We start from the raw sequence: 20,215 nt of genomic DNA, 5'->3' as shown, positions 1-20,215 counted from the left end.
CATGCATTATGAGCGTAACACAACTCCGTTTCGGCATGGTCGGCGGCGGCAACGGCGGCAATATCGGCAACAGCCACCGGCGCGGCGCGGCCATGGACAGCCTTGCCGTGCTGTCCGCGGGCTGCTTCACCCGCAACTTTGAGCAGAACAAAAAGGACGGCGCCGCCTGGGGCGTCGCGCCCGACCGCATTTACCGGGATTATAAGGAGATGGCGGAAGCCGAATCCCAGCGGGAGGACGGCATCGACTTCGTCTCCATCGTCACCCCGAACTTCACCCATTATGAGATCGCAAAAACCTTTTTGGAACACGGCATCCACGTCTCCTGCGAAAAGCCCTTCACCATGACCGTGGCGGAGGCCGAGGAGCTGCGCGACCTGGCGGCCGCCAAAGGGCTGGAAATCTGCCTGACCTATACCTACGCGCACTACCCGGTGCTGCAGCAGGCGCGCCGCATGGTCGCGGACGGCCGCCTCGGCCGGCTGATCAGCGTCGTCGCGGAATACCCGCAGGACTGGCTGATGCTGGAGGGCGCAACCGACCCGTCCAATTACGCGAGTTGGTTCATGGACCCCAAAAAGGCGGGCATGTCCAACGCGACCGCGGCCATCGGCGTGCACGTGTGGTACCTGATCAAATCCATGACCGGCCAGCCGGTCGACCGCGTGCTTGCGGACTTCGCCTATTATCCGGAGGACGCCGCCCTGGAGGCCGCATCCCACACCCTGTTCCGCCTGGCGGACGGTACGCGCGGCCTGCTCTGGGACTCCATCACCGCGGCCGGGCACGACTGCGACATCGGCATCAAAATCTACGGGGAAAAAGGCTCCCTCGAGTGGACGCACTGCGACCCCATCCACCTGCGCGTGGCGATGAAGGACGGGCCGGTCGAAATATACTCCGCGGAACGCGCCTACCTCGACCCGCACGCGCGCGCGGCGTCCCGCCTGCCCGCGGGGCATCCGGAGGGCTTCTACGAGGCGTTCGCAAATATTTACCGCGCCTTCTGCACCCATCTGCTCGACAAGAAAAACGGCGTGGACGGCGGCGGATACTTCCATCCCACCGCGCAGGACGGCGTGGACGGCATGCGTTTTGTCGCGGCAAGCGTCAAAAGCTATCAGGAAGGCAACGTCTGGGTGCGCCTGGACGAGGTTTAACCGGGGGATGGATCCCCGCGCGGCGCGGCCGGATTCCCGCGCCGCGCGGTTTCCCCCTTGACAAAACGCCGAACCTATCGTAAAATAGTCCATGTTAACCGCGGGTGTAGTTCATCGGTAGAACGGCAGCTTCCCAAGCTGCATAGGTGGGTTCGACTCCCATCATCCGCTCCAGCTCAGAAACACCCCTTTTGGCACGAATCCCCGCCTGACGGCGAGGCTTCTTAGCCGGACGGGGTGTTTCTTCGCTTTCGGGGCGGACCCGCTTCGCTGGGCTCCGCCCCGAAGAGGACGCCGCCTGCGGGCGGAACGAAGGCCGGATATCGATTTTGCCCAGTAGTGGCATAAAAAAGGGGCGCTTTGGATTTAGATCCAAGGCGTCCTTTTTTATGCTGCCCGGCGGGCGGCTTCCAAATGCCTTCCTATTTTGGGTGCGCGGGGGAATTGCAATCGCGCCCCGGATGGGCTATGATGGTAACAGGAAAAACGCTGAGCCCTTGGATGATAGGAGGCTATCCGGATGAAAAAAGTAAAAATCACCGTACTGAAAACCACGCTTGACCGCGAACTCGCCGCGGAATACGGCGCCGAAGGCCTGACGGCCTGCCCCATGCTGCGGGAAGGGCAGTCCTTTTATGCGGACTACGCCAAGCCTGACGGTTTCTGCGACGAAGCCTGGAAGGCGATTTACCAATACGCCTTTGCGCTGGCGCACGGCGCGGGCGACGGGGTGTTTTATTACGGCGACTGGATCCGCAAGCCGGGCGTCGCGGTTTGCAGCTGTAACGACGGGCTGCGCCCGGTCATTTTCAAGCTGGAAGCCACGGACGAAACGGCGCAGATCGGCTATTCCCCCGTGCGCTGACCGCCCGCGGGCGGGGCCGCGGCTTTCACAGGCCATCCGGCCGCAGCGGGGATGCGCGGCATCCTCAAAATGAATCCCCAAGACGGCATAAGAATGGAGGGCACCCGCTATGGTCAAAAAAGTCCGTTTTATCGAACCCGGCCCCCGCTCGCCCTATAAGGCGTCCATCTGCAACTTCTATACCTACAATAAATACATCCGCAACCCGTCGACCGGGCTGATCACGCTCACCACGCTGGCCAAGCGCGTGGTTGCCGACACGCTCATGTACAGCGAAGCCATTTCCCATATCCGTTTTGAGGACGTATATGACGCGGATATTATTTTTATCTCCATCAATACCTTTAACGCCACGCGCGGCTATGCGCTGGCCAGGCAGTTCCGGGCGCATTCGCGTGCCGTCCTGGTGTTCGGCGGCCTGCACGCCTCCATGAATTACCCCGAAGCCATCCAGTACTGCGACTACGTGCTGCTGGGCGACGGCGACGAATCCGTGCCCGAGCTGATCCGCACCCTCGGCCGGGGGGAAGAGGCCTTGTTCCCCGGCGTCGTGCGCTGGAAGGACGGCAAGGTGGTATCGAACGGCGCGCGCCCCCAGCCCGAGGATATCGACACCATCCCCGACCGCAGCCTGGTATACGGCTATGCGCGCCTCGCCAAACGGTACGATACGCTTTGGCCGCAGGTGCACGCCTCGCGCGGCTGCCCGCACAATTGCGACTACTGCGCTGTGGTGCGGCATTTTGGCCATAAAATCCGCAAACGCTCCCCGGAAAACGTGGTGGAGGACATCCGGCAGGCGATCGCGTTCCACCGCCGCAGGTTCCCGCCGCGCCTGAGCAACTGCGTCTGGATCACGGACGACAACTTCGCGCACGACCGCGCATGGGCGGTCTCCGTGCTGCGCGCCATTATCGGCAGCGGCATCCGCTATCATTTTTCCGTCCAGGCGCGCTACGAGACCGGCTTTGACGACGAGCTGCTCGACCTGATGCGGCAGGCCGGTTTTATTGAGCTTGCGCTCGGCATCGAATTTTTGGACGACGCCTCCTTCCGCGAGTTCCATAAAAAGAGCACCTATGCGGAGGTGGTGCGCGCAATTGAAAATATCCAAAAGCACGGCCTCGGCGTGCGCGGCCTGTTCATCGTGGGCGCGGAGACCGACCGCGTCGGCGTGGGCGACAAAATCGCGGATTTTGTCATCAAGAACCATATCCACGGCGTGCTGATCCAGTCCATGTTCTTCACCCCCGGCACGCCGGCCTATGAACAGGGCAAGGGGCGGCTCATCCATCAGGACTGGCAGTATTACGACGGCAACGTCGTGCATTACCCCGCCCATATCAAACCGCATGAGCTGCAACAGGAGATTATCAACGCAAGCGCGAAAATCTATTCCGTGCCGCGGCTCATCCATGCGCTCCTGCATGCCAAGGGCATCTTCAAGGGGCTGTTTTTTGGGGAATTCTTCTGGCACCGCTACATCCGGCAGGACCTGCGCCGCCAGCTCCCCTACCTGCGCAGCCTGGATGGCGCGCCGCAGCCGCCCCCGCCTGCTGATCCCGCCCCGTAATCACCGCCCTAGTTGCGCAAACCGCAAAGAAGCCCTGCCGCAAGCTTTGCGGCAGGGCTTTCCTTTTTTACTTACACACGCTGTCCGTTACCGGGATGGGCTGGTCCTCAATCTCGACGATCGTGCCGATTTCCCAGGTCAGCTCCTCCGCCTTGTTATCTGCCTGCTCTGGGGAGCCGTCCTGCCCCCCAGAACACACAAAAAAGGAGGGTTGGGTTTGTTCACAGGGGATGGGCGCGCCCGTAGGCGTCCGGACGATGCCTGCGGCCGACGCGCCGCCCTGCGCAGCCGCCCAGGTGAGCGCCAGCGCCATAACCATTGTCCGTGCCAAGCATTTACGAAGTTTCATATTTACGCCCTCTTTATATCCGAGCCGCCGGCAGCGCCGCACGGCCATATCCCGTTCTTATAAATACAGTATACCCTGCGCCGGTTACACACGGGTTACATATTGTATTTCTATCCATCAAACCCAAAATATTTTCAACCCGCAATTTCGCGTTTTCCCGACGCTGCCGCCAATTGGAGTATTTCAAACCCACGCCAAGTGTGATATACTACTTTCAGCATCAGTGTGGAGGTTTCCATCACGGAATTGAGGGATATAGAGATGTACGAAAAAAAGGTATTGCCCAACGGGGTGCGCGTGCTGAGCGAACGGATCGACCATGTGCGCTCTTGTTCGGTTGGCATTTGGGTTGGCAACGGCAGCCGTTACGAACCCGCCGAGATGGGCGGTATTTCCCATTTTATCGAGCACATGATTTTTAAAGGCACGGAAAAACGCACGGCGCAGCACATCGCGATCGCCATGGACGCGATCGGCGGCCAGTTCAACGCCTTTACCACCAAGGAATGCACCTGCTACTATTTAAAGACGCTGGATACCCACCTGATTACCGGCATGGACATCCTCGCGGACATGTTCCTGCACTCCAAGTTCGACGACAAGGATATCGAGCTGGAGCGCGGCGTCGTCTATGAGGAGATCGACATGTACGAGGACACGCCCGAGGACGTCGCGACGGAAAAGCTGTTTGAAAGCTGCTTTGCAGGCTCCGCGCTCGGCCGCCCGATCCTGGGTACCCGCGAAACGCTCGCCCCCATGGACAGCGGCACGCTGCACCGCTATTTCAGAGAATATTACCGGCCGCAGGATACCGTCATCGCGCTTTCCGGCAGTTTTTCCGACGAGGCGCTCGCTTTTATCTGCGAGCTGTTTTCCGCAATGCCGGGCAGCGGGAAGAACGCCATCGGGCCTGCGCAGTACCGCCCGCAGGTGGTCGTCCGCCCCAAGGATATCGAGCAGTGCCACCTGTGCATCGGCTTCCCCGGCCTGTCCGTGCAGGATGAGGACCGCTATGCGCTGCAAATGCTCAGCGCCATCCTGGGTGACGGCATGTCCTCCCGCCTGTTCCAGACCGTCCGCGAGCAGAACGGCCTGTGCTATTCGGTCTATTCCTATGCCACCAGCCATCTGGATACCGGCATGTTCAGCGTATACACCGCGCTCGGCAAGCCGATGGAAGCGCGCGCGGTCGAGCTGATCGGCCAGGTGCTGCGCGAATTCTGCGAAGGGGGGCCGACGCGCGACGAGCTGAACCGCTGCCGCGAGCAGCGCAAGACCTCCATGCTCATGGGCCTTGAGAGCACCTCCGCGCGCATGAACCACCTCGGCCGGAACGAGCTGTACCGCGGCTACGTGCCCCAGCCGGAGGAATTGGTCGCGGGGTACGACGCGGTGACCGAGGCGCAGGTGCTCGGCCTGGCGCGCCGCCTGCTGGACTTTTCGCAGGCGTCCATCTGCGCCGTCGGCCAGACGGACGACGAGGCGTATTACGCCGCCCTGCTCCGCCGCGCCGGCGGCCTGCAATAACCAGAAAGGAACGGTGAAGCGATGCGCGTCACAACCCCGCCGGAAATCCAGGGCAACCTGCGCCGCCATATGATCCACATGCCCAAGGTGATCGAGCAGGTCAGCGGCATCCGCATATTTGGGCGGCTGATCCGGTCGATTGCCTTTTCGACGGATATCGCGGTGATCCGCAACTGCAATGCGAACGCGGTGATGGCGGTCTACCCGTTCACGCCGCAGCCCGCCATTTCTCACGCGATTATCTCGGCCTCCGACGTGCCGGTATTCTGCGGCGTGGGCGGCGGCACCACGACCGGGAAGCGCGTCGTCAACCTTGCGATGAACGCCGAGTTCGAGGGCGCGATCGGCGTGGTGCTGAACGCACCAACCTCGAACGAGGTGCTCGCCCGCGTGCGCCAGCGCGTCGACATCCCGGTCGTCATGACGGTCGCGAGCGAATTTACCGATATCGGCTGCCGCCTGGACAGCGGCGCGACGATCCTGAACGTCTCGTGCGCCGCGCGCACGCCCTTTGTGGTCGACCGGATACGCTGCGCGTTCCCGCAGGTGCCCATCATTGCGACCGGCGGCCCGACCGAGGAAACCATCCTGTCCGTCATCGACGCGGGGGCGAACGCCGTGACCTATACCCCGCCGACGAACGGCGAGATTTTCCGCGACCTCATGGTCAAATACCGCAGCGATGACGCCGCGCTTGCCCCGCAGAATTTGCCGGAAGATTTTTAATATTTTTGTTGACAAACCTTCCCTGCTATGATATCCTAATAAGGCAGTCAGCGCTGAGACGTCAGCAAAAAGCTGCAAAATGTGCGCCGGTAGCTCAGCTGGATAGAGTGACTGGCTACGAACCAGTAGGTCGGGGGTTCGAGTCCCTTCCGGCGTACCAAACAACAGCCTGTTTTGGAACCATCCAAACCAGGCTGTTGTTTTTTTGTCTTTATACCGCCCCGCGCGGGATAAAATTGTATACGTAATTTGATTTCGCGATTTCAATTTTTTGCAAACTGTGATATGATCTTGTTGGACAGGCATTGCCCTTAACTTTTTACAACTTCAGGGGAGGATTTACAACTATGGATCAAAAACGCATTGCAGGGGAAAAAGCGGCGGAATACATCAAGGACGGCATGACCGTCGGCCTGGGCACCGGCTCCACCGCGTACTATATGGTGGAAGCGGTCGGCCGCCTGGTGAAGGCGGGCATGGACCTGCGCGCCGTGCCGACCTCCAAGGCGACCGAGGCGCAGGCGCTCGGCCTGGGCATCCCGCTCGTATCCATCGACGAGGTCGAGGGGCTTGACCTCGCAATCGACGGCGTCGACCAGATCGACCCCGCCTTTAACGCGATCAAGGGCGGCGGCGGCGCGCTCTTCCGCGAAAAGGTGGTCGCCTCCTCCGCGAAAGAGGTCATCTGGATCATGGACGAAAGCAAGCTTGTGGACGCGATCGGCTCCTTCCCCCTGCCGGTCGAGATCCTGCCGTACGGCTACACCCATGTGCTCCGCCAGATGGAGCAGGCGGGGCTGCACCCGGTGCTGCGCGTGAAGGATGGCAAAACCTTCGTCACCGATAACGGCAACTACATCGCCGACCTGCACGTCGGCGCGCCGATGGATATCGCGGACGTGGCTTCCAAGCTGCTGGGCATGGTCGGCGTACTGGAAACCGGCCTTTTCCTCAATATGTGCAAGCGCATCATCGTCGGCACGGACGACGGCGTGAAGGTCATCGAAAACGCAGGCAAGTAAGCCAAAAGGCTGCATCCCTCCCGGGATGCAGCCTTTTTATGTGTCCTTCCAGATGAAAACCGGGATCGGCGGGTCGTTCGGCCGGTTGGCAAACGCCCCCGTCAGCACGGTGTACCCCTTGTCGTCCACCGTCGCGAGGAAACGCAGCAGCGCGTCGCGTTCTTCATAGCCGGTGTCCCCGCCGTAATAGATGGACAGGCTCATCACGCCGCCCGGCGCCAGCAGCCGCAGCCCGGTTTCGATCGCCGGGATACTGGTCTCCGCCCGGGTGAACACCCGGTGGTCGCCGCCCGGCAGGTAGCCGAAATTGAAGACGATGCAGCGCACGCTGCCTTCCGCCGCGTAGCGCCCCATTTCGCTGTGGCTGTCGTGGATGACCCGGCAGCGCGCCCCATAGCCCGCGGCCTCGACCCGCGCGCGCGTCTGCCGGACGGCGTCCTCCTGCACGTCGAACGCGAGCACCCGCCCGGTCCCGCCGGCGAGCGCGCACAGCAGCTCGGTATCCCGGCCGCGCCCGGCCGTCGCGTCGATGCAGAGGTCGCCCGGCCGCACATACTGCCGGATAAAATGGTGCGCGAGCGCCACCGTATTGATGCCCATGTAAAGCCCTCCCCTTTCCTACGCCTCTTATTGTACCGGAAACGCGGCGCCTGTGCAAGCGTGCCCCGCCGATTCAAAAAACGCGTCAAAACCGGGTGCTTTTTGGCGGTTTTACAATTGCTTTTTGCGATTGGGTGTATTATACTGTTTATATTCGTGAAAAATAAAAGCATGGAAATAGAAACTCGAAGGGACGATCTTCTGTTATGGCCGAACTCACCAGCAACGAAGGAAAAAATGAACTGATCGAAGTGGACGGCGTGTCCTACCGCCGCCTGCCGATCAAAACCCATGTCGTCACCGACAAGGACGATATCGTCGACGTAGCGGAGCAATACGCCGGCCCCCACCTGGAGGACGGCGACATCCTGTTTATCTCGGAAAAATGCGTGGCCTGCTCCCAGAAGCGCGCCATCTTCCTCAAGGACATCAAGCCCCGCCGCCTGGCCGTTTTCCTGTCGAAGCACGTGACCAAGACCCCGCACGGCATCGGCCTGGGCATCCCGGAGACCATGGAGATGGCGCTCCAGGAGTGCGGCACGCCCCGCATCCTGCTGGCGGCGTTCTGCTCGGTGATCGGCAAGCTGTTCGGCTGCCGCGGCTGGTTCTATATCGTCGCAGGCCGCAAGGCGGCCTCTATCGACGGCCCGACCCCGAACACCCTGCCCCCGTACAACCAGTGCGTCGTGCTCGGCCCGGCCGACCCGGACGCCACCGCCGCGAAAATCGCGGCCAAGCTCGGCCATAAGGTCATCATCATCGACCTCAACGACCTGGGCGGCAACATCCTCGGCGCCTCCGAACCTTCGATCGACCGCGACTGGTGCGTGCGCGTCCTCAAGGACAACCCGCTCGGCCAGTCCAGCGAACAGACGCCGATGGGCATTATCCGCCGCGCCTGAAGCCGTTTTTGCAAGCAGCCCGCAGCCCTTGGCCGCGGGCTGCTTTTTTGCGCCCTCCTGCCCGTTTTGCGCACTTTTTTCGGTATTGGGCAACATTTATTATATATAGGGCAAATTCACCTATTGCGTTTTGCCCTGCTTTTTTGTATGATTGGTACAAGAGAGAAGAGGTATGTTACGAAACACGCGGCATATTTCACAGTTTAATCGGTGTTTTTTCAAACCTTTTGGAAATTGCCCGGTGGCAATATCCAAAAGGTTTCAGCAGACGGGAGGAAAATGATCATGAGACTAGACAAAGCATCCTGCGGTAACCTCAGCGAATCCGGCTGGCCGGCCGAGCAGTGCGTGATTTCCGATCACGACCGCAAAATCCTGCGCGGCCTGGCGCAGCAGCTCAAGGCGCTGGCCGAGCGCCCGGTAGAGGAGGAAAAGGCCAAGCTGTGGATTGCGCATAACGGCCTGCAGCAGACGCGCCCGGTGATCCTGGCCGACCCCGAAAACGGCTGGAACGAGATTTTCCCTTGGGAAAAGACCATCCAGTGCGAGGGCGAAATGGCCGGCGATTGGGAAATGTGGCTGCGCAAGGAAATCTGCTGGGCAGAGAACATCAAGGACGATAAGCCGATTACCGCGCAGTTCTGCCTGCCTTACTGCGCCACCGATTCCAAGTGGGGCATCCACGAGGAGCGCATCGGCGATTTTGAGCACGGCGGCGCGTATGTCTGGAAGTCCCCCCTCGCGGAGATGGACGAGGACGAGTTTGAAAACTGCGACCTTGCCTCGCTCATTAAGACGCCCGTCATCACGGTCGATTGGGAAGCCTCCAACAAGGCGTTTGAGATCGCACAGGACGTATTCGACGGTTTGCTGACCGTCGTGCGCCGCCACAAGTGGTGGTGGTCTCCCGACCTGTCGCTCTCCTATTCCAACCTGCGCGGCATGGAAAACATGATGTGCGACTTCTACGACTTCCCTGACAAGGTGCACGAGATGATGCGCCTGTTTACGGATGGTTATAAGGCAAAGTTTAAATACTTAGAGGATAACGGCCTGCTATACGATAACTCCAAGGACTGCTACATCGGTTCCGGCGGCATCGGCTACACGGACGAACTGAACCCGGCCGACCCGTCCCATGTCCTGCTGCGTGAAATGTGGGGCTTCAATGAGGCGCAGGAGACGAGCGAGGTTTCCCCCGACATGGTCGGCGAGTTCCTCATCCCGTACCAGATCGAGCTGGCAGACCTGTTCGGCCTCAACTACTACGGCTGCTGCGAAGGCCTCGACCGCCGTTGGGAGCATGTGAAGAAGCTGCCGCGCCTGCGCCGCGTTTCGGTCTCCCAGTGGGCGGATATCCCGAAGATGAGCGACATGCTGCAGTCCGATTACGTCTTTGCGCACAAGGTCAGCCCGACCGATATCGCGGTGCCGCAGATCGACGAAGGCTACATCCGCGGCCGCCTGCACGAACTGCTGGCCCACTGCAAGGCCAATAACAACTGCGTGGAACTGATCATGAAGGACAACCACACGCTGGCGAACCGCCCGCAGAACCTCTACCGTTGGGTCGAGATTGCGCGCGAGGAAATCGCTCGCGTCTACGGCTAAAACCACAACCCCTGCCCCCGGGCGCACGCGCCCGGGGGCTTATCTGCTTTGAATGGAGGCCCGCAGAATGCTATGCCACAACGAACCCGGCGTCCTGTCAGGCTCGGACTATTATCTCATCACGGTATCGGACACCGCCCGTCAGCTCTATTACTACCTGACAATGTGCGGGCACTACCACTGTGACTGCGGCTATTCCATCCGCCGTGAAAACGCACAGACCTTCCTGCTCATCTATATCAAGCAAGGCGCGCTCCAAATCGATTATGGCGGGATGAAGGAAACCGCGCGCGCCGGCCAGGTCGTCCTGCTCGACTGCTATGAGCCGCACCATTATTACGCAGACGCCTACCTGGAGTTCTATTGGATGCATATCGACGGCGTCAACCTGCCCGCCCTGTGCGATTTCCTGACGCAGGGCACGGGCTGCCTGGTCGCTGACCGCCGCACCAACCCGGAGATCGAAGCGCAGATGTACCAGCTCATCTCCCGGTTCCGCAACCAGCAGAACGTCTCCGAGCCGCACTGCGCCCGCGCGATCTACAGCATCCTGTGCTCGCTGATGCCGGACTCCGGGCTGTTCACCCTGTCCGAGGAACAATCCACGCCGGTCGGCCGCACCATCGCCTATATCCACACGCACCTGAGCGACCCGCTCACGCTAAACGAGCTTGCCGCGCAGGCGCAGCTCAGCGTGTACTATTTTACGCGCGTGTTCAAAAAGTCTACCGGCTATTCGCCCTATGAATATATCATCACCGCGCGCCTCAACCACGCGAAATACCTGCTCAAAAACTCGGTGTTTTCCATCAAGGAGATCAGTTCCATCGTGGGCTACAGCAGCGAGATCAGCTTTATCAATGCCTTCACGCAAAAGGTCGGCATCTCCCCGGGCAAATTCCGTAAATTCCCGCTGGGCTGACGGCAAAAATCCCCCTTCCGCTTTATGCACCCTGTCCATTTACATCGCCCTGCATTTTGTGTAAATTATAACCAGGAGGTGGAGGATATGCGCCGTTTTTTACAGTATTACCGTGATCCCGGCAACCGGCGCCGGCTGGTGGGCTGCCTTTTTATCACCGTTATGATGCTGTATAACCTGTATGCCACCCTGAAACGGACTTTCTGGTATACGTGGGTACCGCCGGCTCCTTCGACGCTCCTCAGCCGTTTCCTGGACTTCCTGCCGCTCGTCCCGTTCATCGCCGTGGCTGTTTTGATTTTCATTTATACCTGCGGCGCTTCCGACGCCCCCTGGCGGGTCAAGATCTTGGAACTGCTGCCCGCCCTGCTGATCGGCCTCGCCGGTATCCTGGTGCAGGCCGTATACCGCTTTTATATCACATAGGGGGGATATCCCATGCGGCTGGTTCAAAAAATTTCCCGGTATTACCGCGACCCGGGCAACGGGCGGCGGCTCGCCTCGTCGCTGCTGCTGGCGGTAATGCTGCTTTCCATCCCATATACTACCCTAAAACGCACCTTTTGGAACACCTGGGACCCGTCGCAATCGGCCGCTCCCGCGTTCACCAACACAGAATATGCCTTTTTAGCTTTGATCCTGCTTTGCCTGGCCGGGATGATATGGCTTGCCGCGCGCGGTATGAACAAAGCCCCCTGGTGGGTGCGCGTACTGGAAAAACTCCCGATCATCGCCATTGCGGTGGTATATATCGCGATCGAAGTACTCTACCGCCTGCAAGTCACGTAAAAACGCGCCGGATTCCTTTGAATCCGGCGCGTTTTCTCATTCTTCCGACGGCGCGTCCACCTTGATGCGCTTGACCATACGGTAATGGTTGCCAAGCTCGTTGCGGTATTCGCCGTCCTGTTGGAAACCGAACTTATGGTAAAAGCCCTTGGCGCGCTCGTTGTGATCCGCCACATAGGCGCACAGGTAATCCTTCCCCAGTTCACGGTACACGCTGATCGCCTGCCCGATGACCTGCTGCGACAGGCCGCAGCCCCGGTACGGCTCGTCGATCACGAAGGAGCCGACCACGCCGGTATCCGGCCGGGATTCGTCGCACACGTTCATGCGCACAAGCGCCGCCGGGATATCGTCCATCATGCCGAAGGTCACGGCACGCGGGCACTTATCCTGCATGGCGCGCGTATCGGCCAGGTATTGCTCCGGCTGCAGGCCGTCCGCGCTGCCGTAGGCGCTCTCATACTTCTGGCGGGCAAAGCGCAGCAGCGTTTCCCGCTCCGCCCCGTCGCCGAGGTCGACGGGCTTGAACCAGATCTGCGGCGACGCGGGGACGCCCTTATGGTTCGTCCATCCGATCGAGGCAAAGGTCGAAAGCTGTTCCGGGAGATGGCTCGCGTCGTTCCAGTACTCCGGCTCCACATCGCCGCCCTGGAAACGCAGCTTTGCAACGCAGGTGTTGTCGCCCCAGCCGACCTCGCCAAGCTGCTCCGGCTGCAAGCCGAGCGCGATGCACAGCGCGCCGCGGATGGCCGAGCCGTGCGTCACCACCGCGATGCTGCCGCCCGTATGCGACTGCGCCAGCCCGCGCACGCCGTCAAACATGCGCGCGCCCGCGTCCATGACGCTTTCCCCGCCGGGTACGACGCATTTCCACGGCGCGGACTGCCATTCATGGTACTTTTCCGGGTCGATCCGCGGCAGCTCCGCCCAGGGCTTGTCTTCCCACACGCCCATATTGATTTCGCGCAGCACCGGGCGCAGGCTGACCCCCATGCCCTTGGCGTCCGCGATCGCGCCCGCCGTCGTACGCGCGCGGTACAGGTCGGATGCATAGACCGCGTCCAGCGGGACGGGCGCAAAGCGCTGTGCCAGGTACGGGAGCTGCTGGAAGCCGCGCGGCGTGAGCAGGCTGTCATACTGGCCGTGGCAGCGGCGGTAAACGTTGCCCTCGGCCTCGGCGTGGCGTACCAAATAAACCGTCGTATCCATCATCAGGCCTCCACCGCGCCGGTCAGCTCCGTGACCCGCTCTATCCTGTGCCGCTCCATATAGCCCTTCAGGCCGTCGAGCGCGTGCACCGGCGCGAGCGGGTCGGCGAACATCGCGGTGCCGATGGCGACCGCGTCCGCGCCCGCAAGCATCATTTCCACCACGTCGCGCCCGGTGCGGATGCCGCCCATGCCGATGATCGGCACATTTACGGCCTTTTTCACCTGGTAGACCATGCGCACGGCCACCGGGAACACCGCGGGGCCGGACATGCCGCCCATGATGTTGGACAGGATGGGGCGGCGGCTGTCCACGTCGATGCGCATCCCCAGCAGCGTGTTGATGAGCGAAAGCGCGTCCGCACCCGCGTCGACCGCCGCGCGGGCGATTTCCGCAATATCGGTCACATTGGGGCTGAGCTTGACGATCAGCGGCTTTTTCGCGTATTTTTTCGCGGCGGAAACGACCTCGGTGACCATGGGCGCCTGCGTGCCGAAGGCCATGCCGCCGCACTTGACGTTCGGGCAGGAGATATTCATCTCGATCAGGTCGATATCCGCGTCGGAAATTTTCTCGATCATGCCGCAGTACTCCTCGACCGTGTTGCCGGATACGTTGGCGATGATCGCGGTATCGTACTGCCGCAGGAACGGGATCTGCTCCTCGATAAAGCGGTCGATGCCCGGGTTCTGCAGGCCGACGCAGTTGAGGATGCCCATCGGCGTTTCCGCGATGCGCGGCGCGGGGTTGCCCAGGCGCTCGTGCGGGGTCAGCCCCTTGACGCCCACGCCGCCGAGCAGCGACAGGTCGAAAAATTCGCCGTATTCATGGCCGAAGCCGAAGGTGCCGGATGCGGTCGTAATCGGGTTTTTCAGTTCCACACCGCAGATATTCACGCGTAAATCCATTACCACACGACCTCCTTTGCGTCAAATACCGGCCCGTCCTTGCACACGTGGCCGTATCTTACGCCTTCCCCGCCGTCCTTCAGCTTGAGTTCGCAGGCACATACCAAGCACGCGCCGATGCCGCAGCCCATACGCTCCTCCATCGAGACCTGGCACGGCAGCCCAGCCTCCCCGGCGATCTGCGCGAGCGCGCGCAGCATCGGCTTGGGGCCGCAGGCGCACACCGACGTAAACTCCCCGATGTGGCTGCGCAGCACGTCCGATACGAAGCCATGCACCCCGTAGGAGCCGTCGTCCGTCGCGGTATAGGCCGTACCGGCGGCCTGGAACTCGTTTTCCAAAATCACCATCCCGCGGCTGCGGAACCCCAGGATCGCGGAGGGCTGCGCACCAGCGGCCTTTGCCGCCTGCATGGCATACAGCATGGGCGGCACGCCGATGCCGCCGCCGATCAGCACCGGCCGGTCGCCCGCCGCCGTCAAATCGAACCCGTNAACCCGTGGCCGAGCGGCCCCAGCACGTCGACGCGGTCGCCCGCGCGCCGCGCGGAAAGCCATTCCGTCCCCGCGCCCTTGACCTGGAATACCAGGCGCAGCGCCGTGCCCTGCGCCGTGCAGACCGAGATCGGGCGGCGCAGCAGGTTGCCTTCCCCGCAAGCCAGGTGCACAAACTGCCCCGGCTTCGCCGCCTGGGCAATCCCAGGCGCTTCCAGCACCATCTCAAACAGCCCCGGCGCGATGCCCGTGCAGCCGGCAACCGTACAAATTTCCTGAATTGCCATAAATACCTCCTATAACGTTTGCTTCTGCGTACTATTTTACATGATTTCCGCGCAAATAGGAAGGGCATCGGCGCGCTTTACCGATAATTTTCAATCCGGATACAAAAACCCGCCGGTTCCCCGGCGGGTTTTCCGTCAATGTGGCGGAAGGGATATCAGGATGAGCAAAACCAGCAGGATGGCAAAGCTGGCCGCGAGATGCACGCCCATGCCGCGCCCGTTGGCCTTCACCAGCCCCAGACGCTGCGCGAGCAGCCGCACAAGGGACGCGGCGGCGTACAGTACCAGGACGATCACCTGCACGTGCTCCGGCCATGCCGTGCCCCATGGCCCGCTGATGACGATGCAAAACAGCGCGATGGCCGCGAGCAGCCATACGGCCTGCACCGCGCGGGAAACCAGCTTTTGATGCTTTTCACACCAAGCCCACATACGCCCGCCCCCTTTCATTAATACGGTGCCAGAACGAGCACCATACCCAGTAAAATCAGCCCTACCATGAGACCCCAGAGCGCTTTCTCACCATCGCCCATCGGGCGGGCGCGCGTCAGCAGGCCGGTCAGCCGCAGCACCCCGACCGCTATGAGGAAGCATCCCTCTATGGCGATCCACACAAGCAAAAAAACATATGCCCATGCAAAGCCGATTCTCCATAACAGGGATAACGCCACGGTTCCCATGCCCAGAAGCCTCACGCCATCCGACACGATTTTGCGGAGCCGTTCCTGATGCGCTTCGCACCAGCACCGCAAACCGCTCTTGCCCTCCATAAGCCGCCCCCTTCCGGTTACCCGCTGTCAGGATTCCCCTTTGGATGCCTTTATTTTACATCCTCCACCGTCCCGCGTCAACTTGTTTTGCAAGCAAACATGGGAAAGGGGATCCGCCGGCTTTCGGCGGATCCCCTTTTAAGAGCCTTAGATCGTGTTGATATCGACCATCTGGCAGTTTTCGATTTTGATATCGCCTTCCAGGCAGCGCAGCAGCGCGGAGGCCGTGTCGATGGAGGTCAGGCACGGGATGGCGCGCTCAACCGCCGTGCGGCGGATGTGCACGGAGCCAAGCTCCGGATGGCGCCCCTTGACCGAGGTCGCGATGACGTAATCCACCTTGCCGGACTCGATCAGGTCGATGATGTTCGGGGCGGGCTCGTCCACGTTGCGGATCGCGTTCGTCGCAACCATGTGGCGGTTGAGGACGTTCGCCGTGCCGCTCGTCGCGTAGATGTCGAAGCCCAGGCGCTCAAAGCGCTCCGCGATCTTGATGGCTTCCTGCTTGTCCGAGTCGCGCACGGAAATCAGCACCGCGCCGCGCTTCTTCATCTGGAAGCCCGCGCCCATGAGGCCCTTGAGCAGCGCCTCGCGGAACGAGGTGGACACACCGAGCACCTCGCCGGTGGACTTCATCTCCGGCCCCAGCTGCGTGTCGAGGTCTCGCAGCTTCTGGAACGAGAAGACCGGCACCTTGACGGCGTAGTGGTCGCTTTCCGGATGCAGGCCGATGCCGCAGCCCATGTCGCGCAGCTTCTCGCCGAACATGCAGCGGGTCGCCAGGTCGACCATCGGCACGCCCGTGACCTTGGAGATATAGGGCACGGTACGGGACGAGCGCGGGTTGACCTCGATGACGTACACCTCGTCGTTATACAGCACGAACTGGATATTGACCAGGCCGAGGACGGCCAGGGACTTCGCCAGCGCCTCGGTGTACTTGATGATGGTCTCCTTGTGGCGGTCTTCGATCGTGATGGACGGGTAGACCGAGATGGAGTCGCCGGAGTGCACGCCCGCGCGCTCCAGATGCTCCATGATGCCGGGGATCAGGATATCGTCGCCGTCGCAGATCGCGTCGACCTCAATCTCGCGCCCCATCATGTACTTATCGACCAGCACCGGGTTTTCCACCTTGTTGCGGGTGATGACCTTCATGAACTCGCGCACGTCCTCTTCCTTGTACGCGATCTCCATGCCCTGGCCGCCGAGCACGTAGGACGGGCGCACCAGCACCGGGTAGCCGAGGTCGTCCGCGGCGCGCACCGCCTCTTCCTCGGTCATGACCGTGTGGCCGGCCGGGCGCGGGATGCCGCACTGCTCCAGGATGACGTCGAACTTCTCGCGGTCCTCTGCCGCGTCGATCGACCACGCCGGGGTGCCGAGGATCGGGATGCCGAGCGACTCGATGTGCGCGGCGAGGTTGATCGCCGTCTGCCCGCCGAACTGCACGATCGCATAATCCGGCTTTTCCGCCATGGCCACGCCGGTCACGTCCTCCGGGGTCAGCGGCTCGAAATACAGGCGGTCTGCCGTGTCAAAGTCGGTGGACACGGTCTCCGGGTTGTTGTTGATGATCACGGTCTCGCAGCCGCGCTCCTGCAGCGCCCAGACCGCGTGTACCGAGCAGTAATCGAACTCGATGCCCTGGCCGATACGGATCGGGCCGGAGCCGAGGACGAGCACCTTCTGCTTGCCGCTGGCGGGCTTTACCTCGGTCTCCTCGTCCCAGGTGGAGTAATAATACGGGGTCTGCGCCTCAAATTCGGCCGCGCAGGTATCGACCATCTTGTAGACCGGCAGGCGCTTCACGTCCGCCGGGATCGCCTTGCCGGACAGCTCCTCAATGGTCTTATCCAGGAAGCCGAGCTTCTTGGCGCGCTGATACAGCCCGTGCGTCATGGCGTCCGCCGCCTTCAGCGTGTTCTCCATGTCCACGATGTTCATGAACTTGTGCAGGAACCAGACGTCGATCTTCGTGATGTCAAAGACCTCCTGCACCGTCATGATGCCGCGGCGGAAGGCCTCGCAGATGTTAAAGAGGCGCTCGTCGTCCGTGACGGAGACCGCGGCGCGGATTTCGTCGTCCGTCTTCTCGCGCAGGCGCGGGGCGATCAGGGAGGACATCTTGATTTCGCAGCCGCGCACGGCCTTCATCAGCGCGCCCTCGAAGTTATTATCGATCGCCATGACCTCGCCGGTCGCCTTCATCTGGGTGCCGAGCGTGTTGTCCGCGTACACGAACTTGTCAAACGGCCAGCGCGGGAACTTGACGACGCAGTAGTCGATCGTCGGCTCGAAGCAGGCCTTGGTCTTGCCCGTCACCGCGTTTTCGATTTCGTCCAGGCCGTAGCCGACCGCGATCTTGGCCGTCACCTTGGCGATCGGGTATCCGGTCGCCTTGGAAGCCAGCGCGGAGGAGCGCGATACGCGCGGGTTGACCTCGATAACCGCATATTCAAAGGAATCCGGGTTGAGCGCGTACTGCACGTTGCAGCCGCCCTCGATCCCCAGCTCGGTGATGATGTTGAGCGCGGAGGTGCGCAGCATCTGGTATTCCTTGTCGCACAGCGTCTGGGACGGCGCGACGACGACCGAGTCACCCGTGTGCACGCCGACCGGGTCGACGTTTTCCATGTTACAGATCGTGATCGCGTTGCCCTTGGCGTCGCGCATGACCTCGTATTCGATTTCCTTCCAGCCCGCGATGCACTTCTCGACCAGGATTTCGTCCACGCGGGAGTACATGATGCCGGAAGCCGCGATCTCGCGGAGCTGTTCCCAGCTATACGCGATGCCGCCGCCGGTGCCGCCGAGCGTGTACGCCGGGCGGATGATGACGGGCAGGCCGATTTCTTTTGTAAATTCGACCGCGTCCTCGACCGTGTGCACGACCTTGGAGGCGATGCACGGCTCGCCGATCTTCTCCATCGTGTCCTTGAACATCTGGCGATCCTCTGCCTTGGCGATGGTGGTCGGGTTCGCGCCGAGCAGCTTAACGCCCATCTTATCCAGGAAGCCGTTTTCACACAGCTCCATGGCGAGGTTCAGGCCGGTCTGGCCGCCGAGGTTCGGCAGCAGGGAGTCCGGGCGCTCCTTCTTGATGATCTCCTGTACGGCCTCGATGGTCATAGGCTCGATATAGACCTTGTCCGCCATGGCCTTGTCGGTCATGATGGTCGCGGGGTTGGAGTTGACGAGCACAACCTCAAGCCCCTCTTCGCGCAGCGCGCGGCAGGCCTGCGTGCCCGCATAGTCGAACTCCGCCGCCTGGCCGATGACGATCGGGCCGGAGCCGAGCACCATTACCTTATGGATATCTTTTCTTAATGGCATTACTGGGCGCCTCCCTTGGTTTTCTCAATGTTTTGGATGAAGATGTCGAACAGGTACGAGGTGTCCATCGGGCCGGGGCAGACTTCGGGGTGGTACTGCACCGTGAAGATCGGCCGGCCGATATGCTCGACGCCCTCTACGGTGCCGTCGTTCAGGTTCACATACCGCACGCGGGCGACCGCCGGGTCAACCGTCTCGCCGACGACGGCATAGCCGTGGTTCTGCGAAGTGATATAGGTGCGGTCCGCGTCCAGGTCCTTGACCGGGTGGTTGACGCCGCGGTGGCCGTACTTGAGCTTGCGGGTCTCCGCGCCGATCGCCAGGCTCATCAGCTGGTGCCCCAGGCAGATGCCGAAGATCGGGATGCCGCTGTCGGCCAGCTTACGCAGGTTTTCGACGATCTCGACGTTTTCCGCCGGGTCGCCGGGCCCGTTCGACAGCATCACGCCGTCATAGCCGCCCGCAAGGACGGTTTCCGCCGATGTAAAGCCGGGCACCTTGACGACCTCGCAGCCGCGGCGGCACAGCTCCCGCTCGATATTGTACTTGACGCCGAAATCAAACAGCGCAATGCGGTACTTGGCCTCGCCCACCGCGGGGTATACCTTGTTTTCCGTGCAGGAAACCGCCCGCACCGCGTCCTTGACCGTATAGGCCTTCATGCGTGCGAGGGTCTCCTCGTCCGGCTCATGACCCTCCGTATAAATCACGCCGTTCATTACACCGCTGTTTCTCAGCATACGGGTCAGCTTGCGCGTGTCGATGCCGGAAAGGCCGACGACCTTCTGCATTTTGAGATACTCGTCCAGGGTGTGCTTGCAGCGCCAGTTCGACGGGTATTCGCACATCTCGCGCATGATAAAGCCGGAAACCCAGCTCTTGCGGCTCTCATAGTCCTCAAAGTTGATGCCATAGTTGCCGACCAGCGGATAGGTCATCGTGACGACCTGCCCATAGTAGGACGGGTCGGTCAGGACCTCCTGGTAGCCGGCCATACCGGTGTTGAATACGACCTCGCCGATGCTGCTGCCCTCATAGCCGACGGCCTGTCCCTCAAACAGGGTGCCGTCCGCCAGCAGCAAAAATGCTTTTTTCAAAGATACCCACGCTCCTAAATATATGAAATTCGTTTTCCCTAAGTGATCCCGGGGCGGGTAGCCGCCCG

At 61.4% G+C, this 20,215-nt stretch carries 20 protein-coding genes and 2 tRNA genes; 13 read left to right on the top strand and 9 right to left on the bottom strand.

Features of this window, described 5'->3' with window-relative positions:
- The first annotated feature begins 8 nt into the window (after nt 1-8).
- The 4 genes from CZ203_RS12275 to CZ203_RS12260 all read left to right on the top strand — a co-directional run bounded on the left by CZ203_RS12275 (nt 9) and on the right by CZ203_RS12260 (nt 3,598).
- Nucleotides 9-1,160, top strand: coding sequence for a Gfo/Idh/MocA family protein (locus CZ203_RS12275; RefSeq protein ID WP_087066402.1), 1,152 nt, complete (start codon nt 9-11; stop codon nt 1,158-1,160).
- Between the two features lie 100 nt (nt 1,161-1,260).
- A tRNA-Gly gene (locus CZ203_RS12270) sits at nt 1,261-1,334 on the top strand.
- Nucleotides 1,335-1,680: 346 nt separating this feature from the next.
- Nucleotides 1,681-2,025, top strand: a complete 345-nt coding sequence (locus CZ203_RS12265; protein WP_087066401.1) for a TIGR04076 family protein — start codon at nt 1,681-1,683, stop codon at nt 2,023-2,025.
- Between the two features lie 109 nt (nt 2,026-2,134).
- Nucleotides 2,135-3,598, top strand: coding sequence for a B12-binding domain-containing radical SAM protein (locus tag CZ203_RS12260; protein WP_087066400.1), 1,464 nt, complete (start codon nt 2,135-2,137; stop codon nt 3,596-3,598).
- Between the two features lie 67 nt (nt 3,599-3,665).
- Here the strand turns inward: CZ203_RS12260 and CZ203_RS12255 are convergent, their stop codons facing one another.
- Nucleotides 3,666-3,947, bottom strand: a complete 282-nt coding sequence (locus CZ203_RS12255) for a hypothetical protein (RefSeq protein WP_143436211.1) — start codon at nt 3,945-3,947, stop codon at nt 3,666-3,668.
- Nucleotides 3,948-4,208: 261 nt separating this feature from the next.
- On the opposite strand from CZ203_RS12255, the gene CZ203_RS12250 reads away from it, so the two are divergent.
- The 4 genes from CZ203_RS12250 to rpiA all read left to right on the top strand — a co-directional run bounded on the left by CZ203_RS12250 (nt 4,209) and on the right by rpiA (nt 7,222).
- Entirely contained in the window at nt 4,209-5,474 is a 1,266-nt protein-coding gene (locus CZ203_RS12250; protein WP_087066398.1) for a M16 family metallopeptidase, read from the top strand.
- A gap of 21 nt (nt 5,475-5,495) precedes the next feature.
- Entirely contained in the window at nt 5,496-6,200 is a 705-nt protein-coding gene (locus tag CZ203_RS12245; RefSeq protein ID WP_087066397.1) for a hydrolase, read from the top strand.
- A gap of 83 nt (nt 6,201-6,283) precedes the next feature.
- Nucleotides 6,284-6,360: transfer RNA gene (locus CZ203_RS12240), tRNA-Arg, on the top strand.
- A gap of 187 nt (nt 6,361-6,547) precedes the next feature.
- On the top strand, nt 6,548-7,222 hold the full coding sequence (gene rpiA / locus CZ203_RS12235; RefSeq protein ID WP_087066396.1) for a ribose-5-phosphate isomerase RpiA: 675 nt from the start codon (nt 6,548-6,550) through the stop codon (nt 7,220-7,222).
- Nucleotides 7,223-7,258: 36 nt separating this feature from the next.
- On the opposite strand, the gene CZ203_RS12230 is transcribed toward rpiA, so the two are convergent.
- The gene (locus CZ203_RS12230) at nt 7,259-7,822 is read right to left on the bottom strand and encodes a class I SAM-dependent methyltransferase (protein ID WP_087066395.1); all 564 of its coding nucleotides are present in this window, start codon (nt 7,820-7,822) and stop codon (nt 7,259-7,261) included.
- 206 nt (nt 7,823-8,028) lie between these two features.
- Here CZ203_RS12230 and CZ203_RS12225 point away from each other — a divergent pair, with 206 nt between their 5' ends.
- From CZ203_RS12225 to CZ203_RS12205, 5 genes are all read left to right on the top strand, one after another.
- Entirely contained in the window at nt 8,029-8,724 is a 696-nt protein-coding gene (locus CZ203_RS12225) for a coenzyme F420-0:L-glutamate ligase (protein ID WP_087066394.1), read from the top strand.
- A 285-nt stretch (nt 8,725-9,009) separates the two neighbouring features.
- Nucleotides 9,010-10,335 carry a hypothetical protein gene (locus CZ203_RS12220; RefSeq protein WP_087066393.1) on the top strand — a complete coding sequence of 442 codons (1,326 nt, stop codon included), beginning with the start codon at nt 9,010-9,012 and terminating at the stop codon, nt 10,333-10,335.
- Nucleotides 10,336-10,402: 67 nt separating this feature from the next.
- The gene (locus CZ203_RS12215) at nt 10,403-11,257 is read left to right on the top strand and encodes an AraC family transcriptional regulator (RefSeq protein WP_159456512.1); all 855 of its coding nucleotides are present in this window, start codon (nt 10,403-10,405) and stop codon (nt 11,255-11,257) included.
- An 87-nt stretch (nt 11,258-11,344) separates the two neighbouring features.
- A complete protein-coding gene (locus tag CZ203_RS12210) occupies nt 11,345-11,683 on the top strand; it encodes a hypothetical protein (protein WP_087066391.1) in 339 nt (112 codons plus the stop codon).
- A 12-nt stretch (nt 11,684-11,695) separates the two neighbouring features.
- On the top strand, nt 11,696-12,046 hold the full coding sequence (locus CZ203_RS12205) for a hypothetical protein (RefSeq protein WP_087066390.1): 351 nt from the start codon (nt 11,696-11,698) through the stop codon (nt 12,044-12,046).
- Between the two features lie 36 nt (nt 12,047-12,082).
- Here CZ203_RS12205 and CZ203_RS12200 read toward each other — a convergent pair whose 3' ends face one another.
- The 7 genes from CZ203_RS12200 to CZ203_RS12170 form a co-directional block, all read right to left on the bottom strand.
- On the bottom strand, nt 12,083-13,255 hold the full coding sequence (locus CZ203_RS12200; RefSeq protein WP_159456511.1) for a GNAT family N-acetyltransferase: 1,173 nt from the start codon (nt 13,253-13,255) through the stop codon (nt 12,083-12,085).
- A gap of 2 nt (nt 13,256-13,257) precedes the next feature.
- Nucleotides 13,258-14,163 (bottom strand): dihydroorotate dehydrogenase, encoded by a 906-nt coding sequence (locus CZ203_RS12195; RefSeq protein ID WP_087066388.1) that lies wholly within the window; start codon nt 14,161-14,163, stop codon nt 13,258-13,260.
- Nucleotides 14,163-14,645, bottom strand: coding sequence for an iron-sulfur cluster-binding protein (locus CZ203_RS15180; RefSeq protein ID WP_235847528.1), 483 nt, complete (start codon nt 14,643-14,645; stop codon nt 14,163-14,165). The genes CZ203_RS12195 and CZ203_RS15180 overlap by 1 nt, the downstream gene beginning before the upstream one ends.
- A gap of 434 nt (nt 14,646-15,079) precedes the next feature.
- A complete protein-coding gene (locus CZ203_RS12185; RefSeq protein WP_087066387.1) occupies nt 15,080-15,376 on the bottom strand; it encodes a hypothetical protein in 297 nt (98 codons plus the stop codon).
- A gap of 17 nt (nt 15,377-15,393) precedes the next feature.
- Complete coding sequence (locus CZ203_RS12180) at nt 15,394-15,714, bottom strand: hypothetical protein (RefSeq protein ID WP_087066386.1); 321 nt, start codon at nt 15,712-15,714, stop codon at nt 15,394-15,396.
- Nucleotides 15,715-15,861: 147 nt separating this feature from the next.
- A complete protein-coding gene (gene carB / locus CZ203_RS12175) occupies nt 15,862-19,050 on the bottom strand; it encodes a carbamoyl-phosphate synthase large subunit (RefSeq protein WP_087066385.1) in 3,189 nt (1,062 codons plus the stop codon).
- The gene (locus CZ203_RS12170; RefSeq protein ID WP_087066384.1) at nt 19,050-20,147 is read right to left on the bottom strand and encodes a carbamoyl phosphate synthase small subunit; all 1,098 of its coding nucleotides are present in this window, start codon (nt 20,145-20,147) and stop codon (nt 19,050-19,052) included. The genes carB and CZ203_RS12170 overlap by 1 nt, the downstream gene beginning before the upstream one ends.
- Nucleotides 20,148-20,215: the final 68 nt, after the last annotated feature.

The sequence above is a fragment of the Intestinibacillus massiliensis genome (assembly GCF_900155735.1).
In the GTDB taxonomy this organism is placed as follows: Bacteria; Bacillota; Clostridia; order Oscillospirales; family Butyricicoccaceae; genus Intestinibacillus; species Intestinibacillus massiliensis.
This window is presented reverse-complemented; position numbering and strand designations above follow the sequence as displayed.

Coding starts and splice junctions, on each gene's coding strand:
- CZ203_RS12255 (WP_143436211.1), bottom strand. CDS start 3,947: ATGAAACTTCGTAAATGCTTGGCACGGACAATGGTTATGGCGCTGGCG.
- CZ203_RS12220 (WP_087066393.1), top strand. CDS start 9,010: ATGAGACTAGACAAAGCATCCTGCGGTAACCTCAGCGAATCCGGCTGG.
- CZ203_RS12250 (WP_087066398.1), top strand. CDS start 4,209: ATGTACGAAAAAAAGGTATTGCCCAACGGGGTGCGCGTGCTGAGCGAA.
- CZ203_RS12225 (WP_087066394.1), top strand. CDS start 8,029: ATGGCCGAACTCACCAGCAACGAAGGAAAAAATGAACTGATCGAAGTG.
- CZ203_RS12265 (WP_087066401.1), top strand. CDS start 1,681: ATGAAAAAAGTAAAAATCACCGTACTGAAAACCACGCTTGACCGCGAA.
- carB (WP_087066385.1), bottom strand. CDS start 19,050: ATGCCATTAAGAAAAGATATCCATAAGGTAATGGTGCTCGGCTCCGGC.
- rpiA (WP_087066396.1), top strand. CDS start 6,548: ATGGATCAAAAACGCATTGCAGGGGAAAAAGCGGCGGAATACATCAAG.
- CZ203_RS12205 (WP_087066390.1), top strand. CDS start 11,696: ATGCGGCTGGTTCAAAAAATTTCCCGGTATTACCGCGACCCGGGCAAC.
- CZ203_RS12210 (WP_087066391.1), top strand. CDS start 11,345: ATGCGCCGTTTTTTACAGTATTACCGTGATCCCGGCAACCGGCGCCGG.
- CZ203_RS12275 (WP_087066402.1), top strand. CDS start 9: ATGAGCGTAACACAACTCCGTTTCGGCATGGTCGGCGGCGGCAACGGC.
- CZ203_RS12185 (WP_087066387.1), bottom strand. CDS start 15,376: ATGTGGGCTTGGTGTGAAAAGCATCAAAAGCTGGTTTCCCGCGCGGTG.
- CZ203_RS12180 (WP_087066386.1), bottom strand. CDS start 15,714: ATGGAGGGCAAGAGCGGTTTGCGGTGCTGGTGCGAAGCGCATCAGGAA.
- CZ203_RS12200 (WP_159456511.1), bottom strand. CDS start 13,255: ATGGATACGACGGTTTATTTGGTACGCCACGCCGAGGCCGAGGGCAAC.
- CZ203_RS12230 (WP_087066395.1), bottom strand. CDS start 7,822: ATGGGCATCAATACGGTGGCGCTCGCGCACCATTTTATCCGGCAGTAT.
- CZ203_RS12195 (WP_087066388.1), bottom strand. CDS start 14,163: ATGGATTTACGCGTGAATATCTGCGGTGTGGAACTGAAAAACCCGATT.
- CZ203_RS12260 (WP_087066400.1), top strand. CDS start 2,135: ATGGTCAAAAAAGTCCGTTTTATCGAACCCGGCCCCCGCTCGCCCTAT.
- CZ203_RS12245 (WP_087066397.1), top strand. CDS start 5,496: ATGCGCGTCACAACCCCGCCGGAAATCCAGGGCAACCTGCGCCGCCAT.
- CZ203_RS12215 (WP_159456512.1), top strand. CDS start 10,403: ATGCTATGCCACAACGAACCCGGCGTCCTGTCAGGCTCGGACTATTAT.